This window comes from Pseudomonas sp. ACN5 (genome assembly GCF_002303975.1).
In the GTDB taxonomy this organism is placed as follows: domain Bacteria; phylum Pseudomonadota; class Gammaproteobacteria; order Pseudomonadales; family Pseudomonadaceae; genus Aquipseudomonas; species Aquipseudomonas laurylsulfatiphila.
Genome location: NZ_MRCP01000004.1, coordinates 312,391 through 331,764, shown reverse-complemented (window position 1 = coordinate 331,764; position 19,374 = coordinate 312,391). Strand labels below are relative to the sequence as shown.

The following is a 19,374-nucleotide window of genomic DNA, read 5'->3' as shown; positions in this document are numbered from 1 at the left end:
TCAATTGGAGATTGCTGATGAAAAAACTGACTCTTCTGGCCGCTGCCACCCTGCTCAGCGCTTGCCAATCGACTTCCCCGAGCGACAAGGCGAGCCTCGACGGCGAAGTCTTTTACCTGCAACGCAGCGCTCTGCCGCCCACAGCTACCCTGAGCGTGAGCTTGCAGGACGTGTCTGTGGCCGACGCACCGGCCATTGTCCTCGACGAACAGAACGGCCCGGTCAAAGGCCAGGTGCCACTGCCGTTTCATCTGAGTTACGATCCGGCGCAGGTCAAACCAGGCCATCGCTACTCGGTCAGCGCGCGCATCGAAGTCGACGGAAAGCTGATGTTCATCACCACCGAACACCATGCCGTGCGTCTTGATGGCAAGGACCCGCAACCGCTGAAAATCCGCGTCGACGCCATTCGCTAACTCTCTCTTTTTTGAACAAGGAAGCTGCCATGCTCCGCCCTACCCTTCGTTTTGCCGGCCTGTGCGCAGGATTGATGATCTGTGCCAACGCCCTGGCGCTCTCCCTCAGCGACCTGTCGCAGAAAGACGCCACCGGCGGGCTCAAGGACGCACTGACCCAAGGCGCGCAACTGGCCGTGAAACAACTCGGCACCCCGGGCGGCTTCAGCGACAACCCGGAAGTAAAAATCGAACTGCCGGGCAAACTGGGCAAGGTCGCGAGCAAAATGAAACAGTTCGGCATGGGTGACCAGGTCGATGAACTGGAAGCCAGCATGAACAAGGCGGCCGAAACCGCCGTGACCCAGGCCCAGCCAATCCTCGTCGATGCCGTGAAGAAAATGACCGTGGAAGACGCCAAGGGCATCCTCAGCGGCGGCAACGACTCGGCCACCCAATACCTGAACAAGACCAGCCGCGAACAGATCCGCGCCAAGTTCCTGCCGATCGTCAAGCAAGCCACCGACAAGGTGGGCCTGGCCCAGCAGTACAACTCGTTCGCAGGGCAAGCGGCGACCATGGGCGTATTGGACGCGAAGAACGCCAACGTCGAAAACTACGTCACCGAGCAGGCGCTGAATGGCTTGTTCGAAATGATCGGCAAACAGGAAGAAACCATCCGCCAGAACCCGGCGGCTGCGGCGACCAGTTTGGCGAAGAAGGTGTTCGGCACGCTCTAAGCCACAACATAAAACCCTGTGGGAGTGGGCCTGTTCGCTCCCACATTGGTTCAGGTCACGGAGGCAGGTCGTAGAAAAAACACCCACTCCTGTCCCATCTTCCGTTTCTCAAATAACTTCAACTCGACCAGCCCATTCAATGTGGCTGATGCCGTGTTGTAAGAGCACCCCAGGTTTTCCTTCACATTGACCGCAGTAAATTCCTTGGCCATTCCGCTCTTGGCCGCTTGAAACACGGCCCGCTGATTCTCCGTGAGTTGCTCGAGAAAACCACTTTCCCGCAACCATCGATCAAAGCACTCGGCATCAACCAGACTTTTCCGATACGCCTCGGTAAAACTGCCTACGGCACGCAGCACTACCGAACACTGGAAATCGATGAAATACGTCAGATCCAGATCATCCGCCTCGGTATCCAGGTATGAGCGCCCGTACTTCACCGGTGCATTGCGTAACAAGACGCTGATCGCGATGTAGCGGAACGCCGAGAAGTCATTCTTGAACATGAACCAGTAAAACAGCGCCCGCGCGACCCGACCGTTGCCGTCACGAAAAGGATGCTCATAACCCAAGGCAAAATGCAGAGCGATGCCTTTGATCAAAGGATGAAGGTAATCCGCTTGATGGAGGTTGTTATGGGAATGGTTGATCCATTGCGCCAGCGCCTGCAAACGCAACCCAATGCCTGCTGCGGGCGGTGGTGTATGAACGGTGTTGCCCTCGCCATCCTGCACCACGACATCATCACGGCTTCTGAACACCCCCGGCGAATACTGCGGATCATCGATGCCCTCGACGCCAACGCGGTGCATCGCCGCGATCAACTCCACGCTCAGAGGCTCGTAGCGCTGCTCCCAGGCGAAGTTCATCATCTTGAAATTACCGATGACCATTCGCTCGTCCGGCGTACGCGGCAGGCGATGACGCTTGAGCATGTCCTTGGCCACACGTGTCGTGGTTGCCGCGCCTTCGAGCTGGCTGCTACTGATGGCTTCATCTTCAATCAGGTCATTGAGCAGATAGCTGAAGTGCGCACGCTCGCCGATCTGGCTGGTCATGTACTCCAGCACGGCCGTAGTGGTTTGCCGGTCTACCGCGGAAATAGCCTTTTGCGCCAGCGGCGTCAGCACGAATTGCAGCCACCGCACCGGATCACCCAATGGCAAAAGACTCGAATACTGCGCCGTCCGGGCTTTCTTGACCAAGGCCCAGCACAAACTGGAATCCAGACCCGGCGCCCAGCGATAGCGCAACGCATCGAATGGCAGATAACGCCCCTGATCGTCCAGGGGCTTGAGCAGAGCCAAGTAATCCGCGAGACGCTCCTTGTGAGGCGACTGCCCTAGTCGATCAAACACCGGGTCGGTCCGTCCCCGCAACTTGGGTGGATTCTTCATACGCACTGTCTCAAACATTCACAAAACCGGGGTTTGAGTACAACACCTGGGCTCATGAGCCTCAATATCAGACGGGTCCGAGATAAATGTAGGAACAATGAGGGCCCGCTGATGGGTACAGGTTCAGCGGGCTTCTTCCTATTGCTATTGCTGCTGATCCAACTGATCGAGCACGCGATTCACTGATAGTTGCGCCAGGACAATCATCTGCTGAATGCCGAGTGCCAGATTGCAGGTTGGGCCGGTCAGGATGGACGACAGTTCGGTTGCCATTACATTGGCTGAAGCGAGGGTTTCGTAGGCATGGACCAACAAGGTTTCGGAGTCGACGCCTGGGTAGATAGTGAAAATTGGGCAGGGGCGGTTTGAAGTGCCGGTATTTTCTTCGGACTCTGGAGCCGGGGGGTTGGGGCTGGGTTTGATCATTGTGAAGCTCCTAACGAAAGTTGGAGCAGCCAGCATCACTTGCAGATGATGGGTGGCAGCTGTATGCGGGTCTGCAAGACCGAGTTGTTAGGCAAACCCGGCAGACCCGAAGATCTCCCGCACACAGCCACCATAAATCGGTGGTCGCTAAAAAAGCGCCACGATTATAGGTGCGCCAGTGGGCGCCTAACAAACTATTGGCGGGCTTGCAGTCCCGGTCGCTGAATTGGCAGCAACCGTCAGAGGCTAGTGACCGTGCTTCCGACAGGCAACCTGAAAGTCTTGTGGGAATGGTCTGAATGGTTGGCTTGGGCGGTAAACGTTGTTGACTGTTGGGCAGCCATCGCGAGCAAGCTCGCTCCCACAGTTGGGCCGGGGACACCTGAAAGAAATTGGTTGGCTGACAGGCCGTCTTCGCGAGCAAGCCCGCTCCCACAATTGGACCGAGTGCATTCGGTAGAAATTGGTCGGCTGTCAGGCCGCCTTCGCGAGCAAGCTCGCTCCCACAGTTGGGCCGGGGACACCTGAAAGAAATTGGTTGGCTGGCAGGACGCCTTCGCGGGCAAGCCCGCTCCCACAATTTGACCGAGTACATCTGAAAGAAATTGGTCGGCTGTCAGGCCGCCTTCGCGAGCAGGCTCGCTCCCACAGAAGAGCAAAGGCAGAGCGGCGTACACCCACGCTTCTCACCACTCAACAGGCCGAGCGTTAGCTCGCCTGCAGCTCTTGATCTTGATCCACCCGCCCCCTCGGCAGGCTGAGTGGAGGTGTTCATCCGGGGATGGGCGCGCAGCGCCGTTCGGCGCAGCCGAACTCATTGCATGTAGGTCGAAGCGAAGCCGACCGGAGGGCAATGCCCCCGGATGAATACCGGAGCGAAGGAACCCCGAGCCTCAGCGAGGGGCCGTACGTAAGGGGCGAGACCTTTTGGTTACTTTTGGGGCGTTTGCCAAAAGTGACCCGCTGTAAGAGCGGAACCGTAAGTCGCCGCTACCGAAGCAATGGATATGTCCCCAATCAAACGGACTCCTTCCTGACCCGAAACCAGGCCGCATAAAGCGCAGGCAAAAACAGCAGCGTCAACGCCGTAGCAACGATCAACCCCCCCATGATCGCCACCGCCATCGGCCCAAAAAACACACTGCGCGACAACGGAATCATCGCCAACACCGCCGCCAGCGCCGTCAACACAATCGGCCGGAACCGCCGCACCGTCGCCTCGATAATCGCCTGCCAAGGCTTCAACCCCGCAGCAATGTCCTGCTCGATCTGATCCACCAGAATCACCGAGTTACGCATGATCATCCCCGACAAGGCGATAGTCCCCAGCATCGCCACGAAACCGAACGGCTGGCGAAACACCAACAGAAACAGCGTCACCCCGATCAACCCCAACGGCGCCGTCAGAAACACCATCGCCGTGCGCGAGAAACTGCGCAGTTGCAGCATCAGCAAGGTCAACACCACCACGATGAACAACGGCACGCCGGCCTTCACCGAGTTCTGTCCGCGCGCCGAGTCTTCAACGGTGCCGCCAACATCCAGCAAATAGCCGTCAGGCAGTTCGGCGCGGATCGGATCGAGGGTCGGCATGATCTGCTGCACCAGTGTCGCCGGTTGCTGCTTGTCATAGATGTCGGCGCGAACCGTCACGTTAGGCTGGCGGTTGCGGTGCCAGATGATGCCCTCTTCGAAGCCGTACTCCAGGGTCGCGATCTGCGACAACGCGACGCTGCGACCGTTCTCGGTCGGCACCGCCAGGCTCGGCAGCAATGACAGCTCGGTGCGTTCATGCACGGTGCCGCGCAACAGGATCTCGATCAACTCGTTGTCTTCACGGTACTGGCTGACGCTGGAACCGGTGAGGGAGCTTTGCAGGAACCTCGACAGGTTCGCCGTGCTCACGCCCAGCGCCCGCGCGCGGTCCTGATCGATGTTCAGGTACACCACCTTGCTCGGTTCTTCCCAATCGAGGTGGACGTTGACCACATGCGGGTTCTCGCGAACCTTGGCCGCGACTTTGCGCGCCAGCGCCCGCACCTCCTCGATGTGCTCCCCGGTCACGCGGAACTGTACCGGGTAGCCAACCGGCGGACCGTTTTCCAGTCGCGTGACCCGCGAGCGTAGAGCGGGGAATTGCTCGTTGAGGGTTGAGATCAACCAGGTGCGCAGGGCTTCCCGTTCTTCGATGGTTTTCGCCAGGACGACAAACTGGGCGAAGCTCGCCGCCGGCAGTTGCTGATCCAGCGGCAGGTAGAAACGCGGCGAACCGGTGCCGACGTAGGCCACGTAGTTGTCGATCCCTGCCTTGTCCTTGAGCAGCGCTTCGAGGCGTTTGACCTCGTCGGCGGTATTGCTCAGCGAAGCACCTTCGGCCAGTTTCAGATCGACCATCAACTCCAGGCGACCCGATGCCGGGAAGAACTGCTGCGGTACAAACTTGAACAGCACGATGGAAGCGATGAACAACAGCACAGTCGCGGCGATCACGGTTTTGCGCCAGCGCACGCACCACTCCACCAGACGCCGGACGCGCTGGTAGAACGGCGTACCATAGGGATCGGGTTGGCCGGCACCGTGCTTGGCGGCGTGAATTTTTGCCAGGTCCGGCAGGAGTTTTTCCCCGAGATACGGTACGAAAACCACCGCGGCCACCCACGACGCCAACAGCGCGATGGTGACCACCTCGAAGATCGAACGGGTGTATTCGCCAGTGCCCGATTGCGCCGTGGCAATCGGCAGGAAGCCGGCCGCGGTGATCAGCGTACCGGTGAGCATCGGGAACGCGGTACTGGTCCAGGCATAACTCGCCGCTTTGACCCGGTCGAAACCCTGCTCCATTTTGATCGCCATCATTTCCACGGCGATGATCGCGTCGTCCACCAGCAAGCCCAGCGCCAGTACCAGCGCGCCGAGGGAGATCTTGTGCAGGCCGATGCCCAGGTAATACATGCTGGCAAACGTCATCGCCAGCACCAGCGGAATCGCCAGGGCCACCACCATGCCGGTGCGCACGCCGAGGGAGAAGAAGCTCACCAGCAACACGATGGCCAGCGCCTCGACCAGCACTTGCACGAACTCACCAACCCCGGTTTTCACCGCCGCCGGCTGGTCGGAGACTTTGCGCAGCTCCATACCGGCCGGGAGGTTTTTCTGGATGCGGGCGAATTCGACTTCCAGTGCCTTGCCCAGCACCAGAATGTCACCGCCGTCCTTCATCGCCACCGCCAGGCCGATGGCGTCTTGCGCCATGAAGCGCATGCGCGGCGCCGGCGGATCATTGAAACCACGCCGAACGTCGGCCACATCGGAGATGCGGAAGGTGCGATCACCGACGCGGATCGGGAAGTTCTTGATCTCGTCGACCGTCTGGAAATTCCCCGTCACCCGTAGCTGCAAACGCTCGCTGCTGGTCTCGAAGAAACCTGCCGTGGACACTGCGTTCTGTTCTTCAAGGGCTTGCTGGACAGCCGCCAGCGGCAAGCCGAGGGTGGCGAGCTTGACGTTGGACAGCTCGATCCAGATTTTCTCGTCCTGCAACCCCAGCAGTTCGACCTTGCCCACATCCTTGACCCGTTGCAGCTGGATCTGGATGCGGTCGGCGTAATCCTTGAGCACGGCGTAGTCGAAGCCCGCACCGGTCAGGGCGTAGATGTTGCCGAACGTGGTACCGAATTCATCGTTGAAGAACGGCCCCTGAATCCCAGGCGGCAGGGTATGACGGATGTCGCTGACTTTCTTGCGTACCTGATACCAGAGCTCCGGGATCTCTGCCGAGTGCATGGAATCACGCGCAATGAAGGTGACCTGGGATTCCCCGGGCCGCGAGAACGAAACGATGCGCTCGTACTCGCCGGTTTCCATCAGCTTTTTTTCAATGCGTTCGGTGACCTGGCGCGAGACTTCCTCGGCGGTCGCGCCCGGCCAGTTGGTGCGAATCACCATGGCCTTGAAGGTGAACGGCGGGTCTTCACTCTGGCCGAGCTTGGTGTAGGAAAGTGCGCCGACGATGGCCAGCAACAGCATCAGGAACAGGACGATCTGGCGATTACGCAGCGCCCATTCGGAAAGGTTGAAGCGCATCGGGGCTTACTCCTTGTCCGCCAGATTGACCACGCGATTGGAGCGATCCACCGGACGCACCTGCTGCCCGTCGAGAAGCACATGGACACCGGCGGCCACGACCCAGTCGCTGGCGTTGAGCCCCTCGAGCACCGGTACGGTTTTCTCACCGAAGGCACCCACTCGCACCGGGGTTTTCTTCAAGGTGTTGTTGGCGCTGACGACCCAGACATAGGTCACGCCGTTTTCTGCCGTCAACGCCGACAGTGGAACGGACAGAGGCACCACGTCGGCGGCCTGCACGAACACCCGGGCGCTCTGGCCCAGCTCCACCGGCACCTTGCCGGAGGTGAAGGCGATGCGCGCCGCAAAGGTGCGGGACTTTGGATCAGCCGCTGGCGACAGCTCACGGATGCGCCCTTCGAAACGCTGGCCGGGTTGGGTCCAGAGCTCCACCGCCACCGGTTCACCGACCTTGAAACGGCCGAAGTTCTGCTCCGGCAGGCTGATCAACACTTCACGCTCGCCATCGGTTGCCAGTGTGAACACCGTTTGCCCCGCGGCCACGACTTGCCCGACTTCCACAAGACGCTTGGCCACGACGCCGTCCTGCGGCGCACGCAGCACGGCGTAGCTGGCCTGGTTATTGGAAACGTTGAATTCGGCCTTGATTTGCTTGAGGCGCGCTTCGCCGGAGCGGTAGAGGTTTTCGTGATTGTCGTACTGCGAGCGGCTGACCAGCTGACGCTCCATCAGGGTTTTGTAGCGATCACGCTCGGCACGCACCATGCTCAGATTGGCTTCAGCTGCAGCGACCTGGGCCCGGGTGGCCTCCAGTTGCAGGCGCACATCCTGAGGATCGAGCTCTGCCAAAGGTTGATCGGCCTTGACCCGCTGCCCTTCCTCGACCAGTCGTCGGCTGACTTTACCGCCGATGCGGAACGCCAGGTCCGGCTCATAACGCGCACGGACTTCACCTGGATAACTTTCCATGGCCTGTGCCGAAGGCTCTGGCTGAACCACCATGGCCGGGCGCACGCTGACTGGCGGCACTTCGTCGGAGCCACACGCAGACAATAAAAAAGCCAGAGTGACTGGCAACGCGAGGGGCAAGGCATAGCGGAACATGGTGAAGGACCTTTCGCTAATGGTGCTTTGAATAATTATACTGAGCAGTATGTTATTAATAGCAAACTCACCAGTCCAGTAATAAAAGCGAATATGCCAAACAATCTTTCAGCACCCAATGGCCCAGGCAGACCCAAGGATCTGGTGAAACGCCAGGCCATTCTCGATGCGGCAAAAGTGCTGTTTCTGAGTAAGGGTTATGCCAATACCAGCATGGATGCCGTCGCAGCCGAGGCCGGTGTGTCGAAGCTGACGGTCTACAGCCACTTCAACGACAAGGAGACACTGTTCTCCGCCGCCGTGATGGCCAAGTGCGAGGAGCAGTTGCCCCCGCTGTTCTTCGAGTTGCCCCAAGGCGTGGCAGTGGAAACCGTGCTGCTGAACATCGCGCGCGGCTTTCATCAGCTGATCAACAGTGACGAATCAGTGAACTTGCACCGACTGATGATGACCTTGGGCAGCCAGGACCCGAAACTCGCGCAAATCTTCTTTGAGGCGGGCCCGGAGCGCATGCTGCACGGCATGGAACGTTTGCTGAGCCGGATCGACGAAAGTGGCGTGCTGAGCATCGACAAGCCGCACAACGCCGCCGAGCACTTCTTCTGCCTGCTCAAGGGAGCCGGGAATTTCCGCTTGCTGTATGGCTGCGGCGAGCCGCCGGTCGGCGAGGCCGCGGAGAGCCATGTGCGGGAAGTGGTGGGGTTGTTTATGCGGGCTTATCGGCCTGAGTGAGCCTGACAGCATTGCGTTGACTGTACCGACGCCTTCGCGGGCAAGCCCGCTCCCACAGGGTCCGAGGTGTACTCGAATTTTGAACCCGGCACAGAACCTGTGGGAGCGTGGCTTGCCCGCGATGAAGGCGACTCGGTCTTAAGGCTTGAGCGCTTTCTTCGGATAAATATCGTAACGACTGGACTTGCCATCCAGCGCATGGCTCGGCTTCGGCCCGTCGATGCACGGCGCCTTGCGCGGGCGCTTGACAACCACCCGGTGGCTGGCCAGGGCCAACGCAGCCTCGAGCAAAGCCGGCGCATCCGGGTCATCACCCACCAGCGGTCGGAACAGGCGCATTTCCTTCTTCACCAGCGCGGTTTTCTCACGGTGCGGGAACATCGGATCGAGGTAGATCACCTGCGGCGGTTCGCCCTCCCAATTGCGCATCACCTCGATCGAGTTGCCCTTGAGCAGCCGCATGCGCGCCACGATCGGCGCCACGTCGAAATCTTCCGCACCACGGGCCAGGCCATCTTCCAGCAAGGCACCGATCAACGGCTGACGCTCGATCAGGCTCATCTCGCAACCGAGGCTGGCCAGCACGAACGCGTCCTTGCCCAGCCCTGCCGTGGCATCCAGCACCCGCGGGCGCACGCCCTGGGCGACACCAACAGCCTTGGCGATCATCTGCCCGCTGCCGCCGCCGTACAGACGGCGATGGGCCGCACCGCCCTCGACGAAGTCCACCCGCACCGGCCCCGGCGCGTCCGGCCCCAGCTGTTGCAACTGCAAACCCTGGTCACCCACCTGCAAGGCAAATTCGCCGTCCGCCACTTGCATCGGCAAGCCCAGGCGCTCGGCCCATTGCTCGGCTTGTGGCTCGAAAGCCGCGTCCAGCGCCTGGACATGGATGCGGCAGGCCGCGGGTTGATCAATCATCGGAAAACACGCTCAAAAAATTAATGATCGGCAAAAACTGCCGATAACAAAACTATCGAGCATTTTGCCAGAGCTGAGCGTCGACCGAGAGAAATGTCAGACATTCAACCCACAATCACAGGTTTTATATCGCCCTACGGCAATTACAACCTGCGAAACACCCAGGCACTGAGCGGTGTCAGTCACCTCTGGCAGGATTTCTTTGCCCGTGCGCTGGCCGATCAGTCGGGTGATGTGCTGCCTGAATCACTGAATTTCCCACCGGTCGATCTCGAAAGCCCGGTCGAGCCGACCGTTGGCAGCGATCTGCTGGAACACATCGTTTCCCAGCGTGAGTGCGACGTGAAGGACATTCAGGTACGTCCGCCCGAGCCGCTGTTCCTGCCGATTGCCGAATTCGAAATGGACCTGGCCGACAAACCATTCCCACCGTTCCCGGCGGATGAAATCGTCGCCCAGCAAAAACACCAGGATTTCGACAGCGGCTGGGTTCGCCCGATCGTGCTCAACGCCGGTCAGCCACTGCCGCAAGCCAGCCCTGCCCCGCAACCACGTCCGCTGCACCTGCCGATTGCCGAATTCGACCTGGATCTGCTCGACAAGCCGTTCCCGCCGTTCTCCCCGGAAGAACGGATCGAACAGCAGAAACAACTGGATTTCGACAATGGTTGGGCGCGCCCGATCATCCTGCAAAACCTGCGCATCGCCGCCTGACCCTCAGCCTTTGAAGAACTGATTGGCCTTCTGGTACGGCATCGACCGCGAAGTGAAGCCGAACGTGCCTGATGTCTGGATTTCTTCGGCGGCGCGAAAGAATTCACCATAGGCCGCCAACGCCAGCGCCGAACCGACGCTGATGCGTTTGACGCCCATTTCAGCCAACTGCGCGACCGTCAGGTTCAAGCCGCCCGACATCAACACATTCACCGGTTTGGGCGCCACCGCGCGCACCACCGCCAGCACATCCTCGGCGCTGCGCAGACCGGGTGCGTAAAGCACATCGGCACCGGCCTCGGCGAATGCCTGCAAGCGGCGGATGGTGTCGGCCAGATCAGGATTGCCGTGCAGGAAGTTTTCGGCCCGGGCGGTCAATGTGAAGGGGAACGGCAAACTGCGAGCGGCAGCCACAGAGGCCTCGATGCGCGCCACCGCGTGGTCGAAGCAGTAGATGGGGCCTTCTTCGCGGCCGGTGGCATCTTCAATCGAACCACCGACAGCACCGACCTCTGCCGCGCGCAAAATGCTTTTGGCGCAATCGGCCGGGTTGTCGGCAAAACCGTTTTCCAGGTCCACGGCAACCGGCAAGTCGGTGGCGGCAACAATCGCCTGAACGTTCATCAGGGTATCGTCGAGGCTCAAGCCGCCATCGGCACGGCCTTGGGAAAAGGCATAACCGGCACTGGTGGTCGCCAGCGCCTCGAAGCCGAGGCTGGCGAGCATCTTCGCTGAACCGGCATCCCACGGATTGGGAATCACAAAAGCGCCGGAGCGTTCGTGAAGGGCTTTGAACGCCTGGGCTCGAAGGGTTTGCGCATCCATGGGGCAGACTCCTGAAAAGGGGGAAGGAATCCGCCTCAGAGCAGGCCAAGTTGCTCGGCGGCGGGTTCTCTGTATAGCTCAGGCAGCGCCGGCAAGCCAGGCAGACGCCGCATCAGCCTGGCGTGAAAACGCTGCGCCAGTTTCGCGGCCAGCAGGTTGTCGGCGGTGTGCAGGAAGATATACGGCGTGCGCCCTTCTTCGATCCACACCGCGATTTTCTCGACCCAGGGCTCCAGGAACGGATCGTTGGCCTCAAGCACCGGATGGCCGATAAAACGCACCTGCGGACACTGCGTGAACGCCGCCGGACGCGGAGGCACCCGGGGCTTCTTCGATTGGGCGTGAAGCACCGAAAGCTCGGTCGATGTGCAACTGAACAACGCACGGGGATCAAGACAGATGCGTTCAATACCGCGATCCAGCAACAGACGATTGAGCATTCGCTCGCTGTCTCCCTTGGCGAAAAAATCGCCATGGCGCACTTCAACGGCCAGCGGGCGCTGCAGGGCATCGATAAATCCGGCCAGCTCGGGCAAGCGTTGGGGCGTGAAGTTTTTCGACAGCTGCAACCACAATGGCGACACCCGATCACCCAGCGGAGTGAGCAATTGCAGGAAGGTTTCGGCGGCTGTCAGCTGTTCGCGCAGATCGCCACCGTGGCTGATCTCGCCGGGAAACTTGGCGGTAAAGCGAAAGTGCTGCGGCATGGTTTGGGCCCAACGCTGCACGGTGCTGGCCGCAGGGCTGGCGTAGAAGGTTGTGTTGCCTTCTACGGCATTGAATACCTGGCAATAGAGATCAAGAAATTCAGCGGGGCGGGCGTGCGGCGGATACAGGTAATCGCGCCAGGCGTTCTCGCTCCAGGACGGGCAACCGAGGTAATACGGCAGCACCATCAGATGTACAGGTCGAGACCCAGCACATCCGTCTCCCAATCGACGAAACCGGCGGTACTCAGGTAGCTGGCCAGCGCCGTCGCCACGCTTTTGCTCATGGCGCGGTGGTAAATCATGTCTTGCTGACGGGCGGGAAGATTGCTCGGTTTTTGCGCAGAGGCTTTGGCGGCGCGGGCAGCCAACTGCTCTTCAGTCGGGAATTCCAGCTCGCCTTCGATATCAATGGCGTCGTCTTCCACCACACGGTCTTTGCGTGGCTTGCGCTTGATGGGGTAGGACTGAGAGGAAACGCCGTCGATACGCATACGTGCATACTCGGAATCAGTGATGGCAGTTTAGTGGCGCATTTCCCACTTCGCAAACCGCCGAGTGATAACTAGAACACATAAAAGGCAAAAGGTTTAAAAGCCGGGGTTAGAAAATGACGATTGGCAGAATTAGAGCAGAACACCAACCCTGTGGGAGCGGGCTTGCTCGCGAAGACGGTGTGTCAGGCAATAGAAATGTTGAATGTTATACCGCCTTCGCGAGCAAGCCCGCAGGTACTGCGTGAATCAACGCGCTTTGGGCGTCGCCACTTTGTCGCGCAGATAAACCGGCTGAGCCTCGTCAGCCACGATCGCCTCGCCACGCGCCCAGGCAAATCGCGCCAGGGTCAGCAGGTCTTCGGCATGGGGCAACATGGCCGCGTCCTGACCGCTCAGGCTGACCGCGATGCGTTCGCCATACCCCCAACCGGTGCCAGCGCCGAACCACTCGCCGCCGGCATCGGCCGGCAATGCCGCGGACTCCGGCGGCAGTACCGCTTCAGCGCCAACAAGACGCATCTCCCCGGCCGTTTCGCGGTAGCACCCCCAATACACTTCATCCATGCGCGCATCGATGGCAGCAGCGACCTGAGTGGCGCCATGTTCGCGCAATGCACGTTGCGCCAGCACGGCCAGGTTCGACACCGGCAGCACCGGACGATCCAGGGCAAACGCCAGGCCTTGCACCACGCCGATGGCGATGCGCACACCGGTGAAGGCTCCCGGGCCACGGCCGAATGCAATGGCATCGACTGCTTGCAGGGTGGTGCCAGCATCGGCCAGCAATTGCTTGATCATCGGCAACAGCTTCTGCGCGTGCAGGCGCGGGATCACCTCGTAATGGCTCGATACCTTGCCGTCATGCAGCAAGGCAACGGAGCAAGCTTCAGTCGCGGTGTCCAGGGCCAGCAAGGTGCTCATCGATGTATCCACAAGAGAGATCAGAAAAAAGTGCGTCAGTATAAACAACTACGGCCCGCAAGCGGGCCGTGGATGATGCAGCGGATCAGACTTTTCAGCTCAGGGCTTCAAGCACCTTGGCGGTGATCGCTTCAACCGAACCGACGCCTTCGATATGGCTGTACTGCGGCTTGCCATTGGCGGCCGACAGCTTCTGGTAGAAATCCACCAGCGGCTTGGTCTGGGAGTGGTAGACCGACAGGCGATGACGCACGGTTTCTTCGGTGTCGTCCTTGCGCTGTACCAGCTCTTCACCGGTGATGTCGTCCTTGCCGGCGATTTTCGGCGGGTTGTAGACGATGTGGTACACGCGGCCGCTGGCCTCGTGAACACGACGACCGGCGATACGCTGGACGATTTCTTCGTCTTCGACGGCGATTTCAACCACTGCGTCCAGCTCGACACCGGCAGTCACCAGGGCTTCAGCCTGGGGAATGGTGCGCGGGAAGCCGTCGAACAGGAAACCGTTGGCGCAGTCGGACTGGGCGATGCGGTCCTTGACCAGTGCGATGATCAGGTCATCGGACACCAGGCCACCGGCATCCATGATGCTCTTGGCCTTGATGCCCAGCTCGGTGCCGGCCTTGACCGCTGCACGCAGCATGTCGCCGGTGGAGATTTGCGGAATGCCGAATTTTTCGGTGATGAACTTAGCCTGAGTACCTTTACCGGCCCCGGGAGCTCCCAGCAGAATGACGCGCATCGATGTGCTCCTCAATTTTTTATATGGATAACGTCAGATTCGCCTCGTGGGGCCAATCTCAAAAAAGGGTCGTGGCCGCCCAAACGGCCAAAGGCTGATCAAGATACACAGCAGGCTGCGCCCACACAAGACGCCAAAAGTCGGAGAAACCGCTGCCTCCTGCGACCATTGCGCACGGTTCCCCAAGTCGCAACCCCAACATTAACTGTCGCCTGACAGCACTTTTCAACCCGTCCTGCGGCGGCATCCGCCTCACCTGCCGGATGCCTGACCCCACGGCAAAAACCTTAGCCGGTGTTACGCAAACCGGCGGCAATCCCCGCGACAGACACCAGCAGGGCCTGTTCTACCGGGCTGCCCTGCGCTACATCCTGCAATCGTGAACGGGCCAGCAACTCGGCCTGCAATAGATGAAGCGGGTCGAGGTAGGTGTTGCGCAAGCGGATGAATTCAAGGGTCGCTGGGCTATGTGCCAGTAGCTGCGACTGCCCGGTCAGGCCGAGAACGATGGAGCACGCCTGCGACAATAGGTCGCGTAAGTGCGCACCCAATGGCAACAGATTCGGCTCCACCAGACGCTCGTCATAGGACCGGGCAATGTCGGCATCGGCCTTGGCCAGGACCATCTCCAGCATATCGATGCGGGTGCGGAAGAACGGCCATTGCTCACGCATCTGCCCCAGCAGTTCACCTTCACCCCGCTCCAGTGCCTTGCTCAGGGCAGATTCCCAACCCAGCCAGGCCGGCAGCATCAGGCGTGTCTGGGTCCAGCCGAAGATCCACGGAATCGCCCGCAGGCTTTCGATCCCCCCGGCCCGGCGCTTGGCCGGCCGACTGCCCAGGGGCAAACGACCGAGTTCCTGTTCCGGCGTGGACTGGCGGAAATACTCCACGAACTGCGGATTTTCCCGCACCACGGCGCGGTAAGCGCTGACACCGTCTGCGGCCAGTTCGTCCATCAAATGGCGCCACTCGGGCGTCGGTGGCGGCGGCGGCAGCAAGGTCGCCTCAAGCACGGCGGCCAGGTACAGGTTGAGGTTTTGCTCGGCGATGTCCGGCAGGCCGAATTTGAATCGAATCATTTCACCCTGTTCGGTGGTGCGGAACCGCCCCGCCACCGAACCCGGCGGCTGCGACAGAATCGCCGCGTGGGCCGGTCCGCCGCCACGCCCCACGGTGCCGCCGCGGCCGTGGAACAATAGCAGCTCCACTTGTTGTTCACGGCAGATATCCACCAGTCGCTCCTGCGCCCGGTACTGCGCCCAGGCCGCCGCGGTGGTGCCGGCGTCCTTGGCCGAATCGGAATAGCCGATCATCACTTCCTGCGGCCCTTGCAGACGCGAGCGATAGCCCGGCAACAGCAGCAGTTTCTCGATCACCGGCCCCGCGTTGTCGAGGTCGGCCAGGGTTTCGAACAGCGGCACCACGCGCATCGGCCGCAGCACGCCGGATTCCTTGAGCAACAATTGCACCGCCAGCACATCGGAAGCGGCACCGGCCATCGAGATCACATAGGAACCCAGGGACGCCCCCGGTGCAGCGGCGATTTCCCGGCAGGTCGCCAGCACCTCGGCGGTATCGGCGGAGGGTTTGAAGTACGCCGGCAGCAACGGCCGGTGGTTATTCAGTTCACGCATCAGGAAGGCGATGCGCTCTTCCTCGCTCCAGTCCTCGTAGCGCCCCAGGCCGAGGTAGTCGGTGATTTCGGTCATGGCCGCGCTGTGTCGCGACGAGTCCTGGCGCACATCCAGACGAACCAGGAACAGACCGAAGGTCACCGCCCGACGCAGGCAGTCGAGCAAGGGTCCGTCAGCGATCACGCCCATGCCGCATTCATGCAACGAGTGGTAGCACAGCTCCAGCGGGTCGAGCAGTTCGCGGTTGTTTTGCAGCACATCGGCCGGTGCCGGTGTGGGTGTCGACAATGAGGTGTGCGCCCAGTTGCGCGTCGCCCGCAGGCGCTCGCGCAGCTGTTTGAGCACGGCCCGGTAAGGTTCGGCGCTGTCACCCGCCCTGGCCTTCAATTCATCGCTGGCCTGCTGCATGGACAGCTCAGCCGCCAGGTGATCGACATCGCGCAGGTACAGATCAGCCGCCATCCAGCGCGCCAACAGTAAAACCTCTCGGGTCACCGCCGCCGTCACATTGGGGTTGCCGTCGCGGTCGCCGCCCATCCACGAGGCAAAGCGAATCGGCGCCGCCTCCAGTGGCAAGTGCAGGCCGGTAGCGGCGTGCAGGGCCTGGTCGGCCTTGCGCAGATAATTGGGAATGGCCTGCCACAGCGAATGCTCGATCACCGCGAAACCCCACTTGGCTTCGTCCACCGGTGTCGGACGCGTGCGGCGGATTTCCTCGGTGTGCCAGGCTTCGGCGATCAGGCGCTGCAAGGTGGTCTTGATCTGCTCGCGCTCGGCACGGGTCAGGTCGCGGTGATCCTGAGCCGCCAGTTGCGCGGCGATGGCGTCGTACTTCTGGATCAGCGTGCGACGCGCGACTTCGGTCGGGTGCGCGGTCAGCACCAGTTCAATCTCCAGTCGCCCCAATTGCCGGGCCAGCGCGTCGGCACCATGGCCCTCGGCGCGCAGGCGAGCGAGCAATTCGGGCAACACCCGGGCTTCGAACGGCGCCTGTTGAGACGCCTCCCGACGGTGAATCAACTGGTATTGCTCGGCGATATTGGCCAGGTTGAGAAACTGATTGAACGCCCGCGCTACCGGCAACAGCTCGTCTTCGGTCAACTGGTTGAGGCTGGCGCTGAGCTCGGCGTCCATGGAGCCGCGCCGGTCCGCCTTGGCGCCCTTGCGGATCTGCTCGATCTTGTCGAGAAAACCATCGCCATACTGCTCACGAATGGTGTTGCCCAACAGCTCACCCAACAAGTGAACGTCCTCGCGCAAGCGTGCATCAATATCGGTCATCAGCAGGTCTCCAGCAAAAAATCCGGGCGGCTTGGAACCTAGAGAGTGCCGCCCCAGACAGCTTCTTACAAGCAAGACGACGAAGGGCCTTCAAACCTTGCCTGTTGAAGCTAGTCTGAAGATAAGCCGTACAACGGCTGTCGCCGGCCAACGCCGGACACTCACCCTGCCCGCCACGAGCGGTCGCGCCATGAGGTCAATATGAAAATTCGCGAGCTTGCCCACCACTGGGAAGAAAACGCCAAGGGTCGCCTGACCGACACCGGCTACTCGATTCATCTGGATGTGGAGTCTGCCGCACGGCTGGCCGCGCTCGTCGAGATGTACCCCAAGCGGCATCCCGAAGAACTGCTCGGCGATCTGATCGGCGCCGCGCTCGAAGAGCTGGAAAGAAGCTTCCCGTACGTCAAGGGCTCGACCGTGGTCGCCACTGACGAAGAAGGTGATCCGCTGTACGAAGACATCGGGCCGACCCCGCGTTTTCTGGCGCTGTCCCGCCGGCATCTGCACGACATGTCAGTGCCGGACGACAAACAGAAACACTGAGTTTTCGTAGAACCCTGTGGGAGCGGGCTTGCTCGCGAAGGCGGTGTATCAGTCAACATTATTGTTGAATGTTAAACCTCATTCGCGAGCAAGCCCGCTCCCACATTGGCCCGTTTTTCACTTCAAAAATTGCGTTACTTCGGGCCTGAAAAGGTCCGATATACCGCTGTGCGTAACATAAATCCCCGACTTAGAGCCCTGTCGACTCGGTCAAAGTTTTTTCGATAGCTGGCTAAATTCTCTGAACTTTCAAAAAACGCCTCGGGTCAACCCAAGTAACCACGCCTGGGACGAGCGTTTCAAAACACCCCGCAATTGATGGCTTCAGCGCCCTGCCCAGGATGGATTCAACGCTTTTCAGGAGTTAGCCCAATGGAGTTGAAGACCATGAAAACCCGAACCGGCACATCCTCGTTCACTCATTCGCGCGGCCTCCAGCTGGCGGCGCTGGCCCTCGGCAGCAGCCTGGCCCTGGCCGGTTGCGCCGGTAACCCGCCGACCGAGCAGTACGCGGTCACCCAATCGGCCGTCAACGACGCCGTGAGCGCCGGCGGCACCGAGTTCGCCGCGGTGGAAATGAAGTCGGCCCAGGACAAGCTCAAGCAAGCCGAAATCGCCATGCACGACAAAAAATATGACCAGGCCCGGATGCTCGCCGAACAGGCCGAGTGGGATGCTCGTGTTGCAGAGCGCAAGGCCCAGGCGATGAAGGCCGAACAATCCGTGAAGGACGCGCAGAAAGGCGTTCAGGAATTGCGTCAGGAAAGCCAGCGCACCGTTCAGTAAGCGGCGCGGCTCCACGCATTCCCACTCGACTAAAAAGGACGAAATCATGAAACGCATTCAACTGATGATCCCAACTCTGCTGGCTGCCACCATCGCCCTGGCGGCCTGCTCCACGCCGCCCAACGCCAACCTCGAACAGGCCCGCACCAACTACAGCGGCCTGCAAGCCGACCCACAGGCCAGCAAAGTCGCAGCCCTGGAAACCAAGGAGGCCAGCGATTATCTGGACAAGGCCGACCAGGCCTACAGGGACAAGGAAGACGCAACCAAGGTTGACCAGCTTGCCTATCTGACCAACCAGCGGGTTGAAGTGGCCAAGCAGACCATTGCCCTGCGCACCGCTGAAGCCAATCTGAAAAACACGTCGGCGCAACGGGCCGAAGCCCGCCTGGAAGGCCGCGATCAGCAGATCAAGCAACTGAAGGACAGCCTCAACGCCAGGCAGACCGAGCGCGGGACGCTGGTGACCTTCGGGGATGTGCTGTTCGCCACGGACAAGGCCGAGCTGAAATCCAACGGCCTGATGAACATCAACAAACTGGCGCAGTACCTCCAGGAAAACCCCGACCGCAAAGTGATTGTCGAGGGTTATACCGACAGCACCGGTACGGCATCGCACAACCAGTCGCTCTCGGAACGTCGTGCGGATTCCGTGCGAGCGGCCCTGGTGAAGATGGGCGTCGATCCGGCGCGCATCGTTGCCCAAGGGTACGGCAAGGAGTATCCGGTGGCGGATAACTCAAGCACCTCGGGCCGGGCGATGAACCGCCGGGTGGAGGTGACCATTTCCAATGACAATCAGCCGGTGATGCCGCGTTCGGCGGTGAGTTCATACACCCAATAATCAAGCTACTACGCGAAACCAGTGTGGGAGCGGGCTTGCTCGCGAAAGCGGTGTATCAGTCAGCACTATTGCT

General features: G+C 60.6%; 18 protein-coding genes. 7 read left to right on the top strand and 11 right to left on the bottom strand.

The genetic code is table 11. The features are described 5' to 3' along the window. The first annotated feature begins 17 nt into the window (after positions 1-17). Positions 18-416, top strand: coding sequence for a YbaY family lipoprotein (locus tag BSF40_RS10160; protein WP_095965027.1), 399 nt, complete (start codon positions 18-20; stop codon positions 414-416). A gap of 29 nt (positions 417-445) precedes the next feature. Beyond that, complete coding sequence (locus BSF40_RS10155) at positions 446-1,135, top strand: DUF4197 domain-containing protein (protein ID WP_015093746.1); 690 nt, start codon at positions 446-448, stop codon at positions 1,133-1,135. 50 nt (positions 1,136-1,185) lie between these two features. On the opposite strand, the gene BSF40_RS10150 is transcribed toward BSF40_RS10155, so the two are convergent. The 4 genes from BSF40_RS10150 to BSF40_RS10130 all read right to left on the bottom strand — a co-directional run bounded on the left by BSF40_RS10150 (position 1,186) and on the right by BSF40_RS10130 (position 8,148). After that, positions 1,186-2,532, bottom strand: a complete 1,347-nt coding sequence (locus tag BSF40_RS10150; protein ID WP_095965026.1) for a Fic family protein — start codon at positions 2,530-2,532, stop codon at positions 1,186-1,188. Between the two features lie 144 nt (positions 2,533-2,676). Beyond that, positions 2,677-2,958 carry a DUF6124 family protein gene (locus BSF40_RS10145; protein WP_095965025.1) on the bottom strand — a complete coding sequence of 94 codons (282 nt, stop codon included), beginning with the start codon at positions 2,956-2,958 and terminating at the stop codon, positions 2,677-2,679. Between the two features lie 1,017 nt (positions 2,959-3,975). Beyond that, complete coding sequence (locus tag BSF40_RS10135; protein WP_095965024.1) at positions 3,976-7,041, bottom strand: efflux RND transporter permease subunit; 3,066 nt, start codon at positions 7,039-7,041, stop codon at positions 3,976-3,978. Positions 7,042-7,047: 6 nt separating this feature from the next. Beyond that, the gene (locus BSF40_RS10130; RefSeq protein ID WP_095965023.1) at positions 7,048-8,148 is read right to left on the bottom strand and encodes an efflux RND transporter periplasmic adaptor subunit; all 1,101 of its coding nucleotides are present in this window, start codon (positions 8,146-8,148) and stop codon (positions 7,048-7,050) included. Between the two features lie 93 nt (positions 8,149-8,241). On the opposite strand from BSF40_RS10130, the gene BSF40_RS10125 reads away from it, so the two are divergent. Beyond that, positions 8,242-8,880 carry a TetR/AcrR family transcriptional regulator gene (locus tag BSF40_RS10125; protein ID WP_095965022.1) on the top strand — a complete coding sequence of 213 codons (639 nt, stop codon included), beginning with the start codon at positions 8,242-8,244 and terminating at the stop codon, positions 8,878-8,880. 138 nt (positions 8,881-9,018) lie between these two features. On the opposite strand, the gene BSF40_RS10120 is transcribed toward BSF40_RS10125, so the two are convergent. After that, a complete protein-coding gene (locus BSF40_RS10120; RefSeq protein ID WP_007995774.1) occupies positions 9,019-9,801 on the bottom strand; it encodes a class I SAM-dependent methyltransferase in 783 nt (260 codons plus the stop codon). A gap of 93 nt (positions 9,802-9,894) precedes the next feature. On the opposite strand from BSF40_RS10120, the gene BSF40_RS10115 reads away from it, so the two are divergent. Next, complete coding sequence (locus BSF40_RS10115) at positions 9,895-10,515, top strand: energy transducer TonB (RefSeq protein ID WP_095965021.1); 621 nt, start codon at positions 9,895-9,897, stop codon at positions 10,513-10,515. Positions 10,516-10,518: 3 nt separating this feature from the next. Here the strand turns inward: BSF40_RS10115 and BSF40_RS10110 are convergent, their stop codons facing one another. The 6 genes from BSF40_RS10110 to ppc form a co-directional block, all read right to left on the bottom strand. Next, the gene (locus tag BSF40_RS10110; RefSeq protein ID WP_095965020.1) at positions 10,519-11,340 is read right to left on the bottom strand and encodes an oxaloacetate decarboxylase; all 822 of its coding nucleotides are present in this window, start codon (positions 11,338-11,340) and stop codon (positions 10,519-10,521) included. Positions 11,341-11,375: 35 nt separating this feature from the next. Beyond that, positions 11,376-12,236: a DUF72 domain-containing protein gene (locus tag BSF40_RS10105; RefSeq protein WP_095965019.1), complete on the bottom strand. Its 861-nt coding sequence runs from the start codon at positions 12,234-12,236 to the stop codon at positions 11,376-11,378. Next, on the bottom strand, positions 12,236-12,541 hold the full coding sequence (locus BSF40_RS10100; RefSeq protein ID WP_095965018.1) for a hypothetical protein: 306 nt from the start codon (positions 12,539-12,541) through the stop codon (positions 12,236-12,238). Before BSF40_RS10100 ends, BSF40_RS10105 begins: the two co-directional genes overlap by 1 nt. Before the next feature lie 249 nt (positions 12,542-12,790). Next, a complete protein-coding gene (gene tsaB, locus BSF40_RS10095) occupies positions 12,791-13,465 on the bottom strand; it encodes a tRNA (adenosine(37)-N6)-threonylcarbamoyltransferase complex dimerization subunit type 1 TsaB (RefSeq protein ID WP_095965017.1) in 675 nt (224 codons plus the stop codon). A gap of 94 nt (positions 13,466-13,559) precedes the next feature. Continuing rightward, positions 13,560-14,207 (bottom strand): adenylate kinase, encoded by a 648-nt coding sequence (gene adk / locus BSF40_RS10090; RefSeq protein WP_015093734.1) that lies wholly within the window; start codon positions 14,205-14,207, stop codon positions 13,560-13,562. Between the two features lie 287 nt (positions 14,208-14,494). Beyond that, positions 14,495-17,125: a phosphoenolpyruvate carboxylase gene (gene ppc / locus BSF40_RS10080; RefSeq protein ID WP_095965016.1), complete on the bottom strand. Its 2,631-nt coding sequence runs from the start codon at positions 17,123-17,125 to the stop codon at positions 14,495-14,497. 201 nt (positions 17,126-17,326) lie between these two features. Between ppc and BSF40_RS10075 the strand changes: the two genes are divergently transcribed. The 3 genes from BSF40_RS10075 (at position 17,327) to BSF40_RS10065 (ending at position 19,301) form a co-directional block, all read left to right on the top strand. After that, positions 17,327-17,671 carry a hypothetical protein gene (locus BSF40_RS10075; RefSeq protein WP_015093732.1) on the top strand — a complete coding sequence of 115 codons (345 nt, stop codon included), beginning with the start codon at positions 17,327-17,329 and terminating at the stop codon, positions 17,669-17,671. Between the two features lie 372 nt (positions 17,672-18,043). Continuing rightward, positions 18,044-18,457: a DUF4398 domain-containing protein gene (locus tag BSF40_RS10070; protein WP_095965015.1), complete on the top strand. Its 414-nt coding sequence runs from the start codon at positions 18,044-18,046 to the stop codon at positions 18,455-18,457. 46 nt (positions 18,458-18,503) lie between these two features. Beyond that, complete coding sequence (locus BSF40_RS10065) at positions 18,504-19,301, top strand: OmpA family protein (RefSeq protein WP_095965014.1); 798 nt, start codon at positions 18,504-18,506, stop codon at positions 19,299-19,301. The last annotated feature ends 73 nt before the right edge of the window (positions 19,302-19,374 follow it).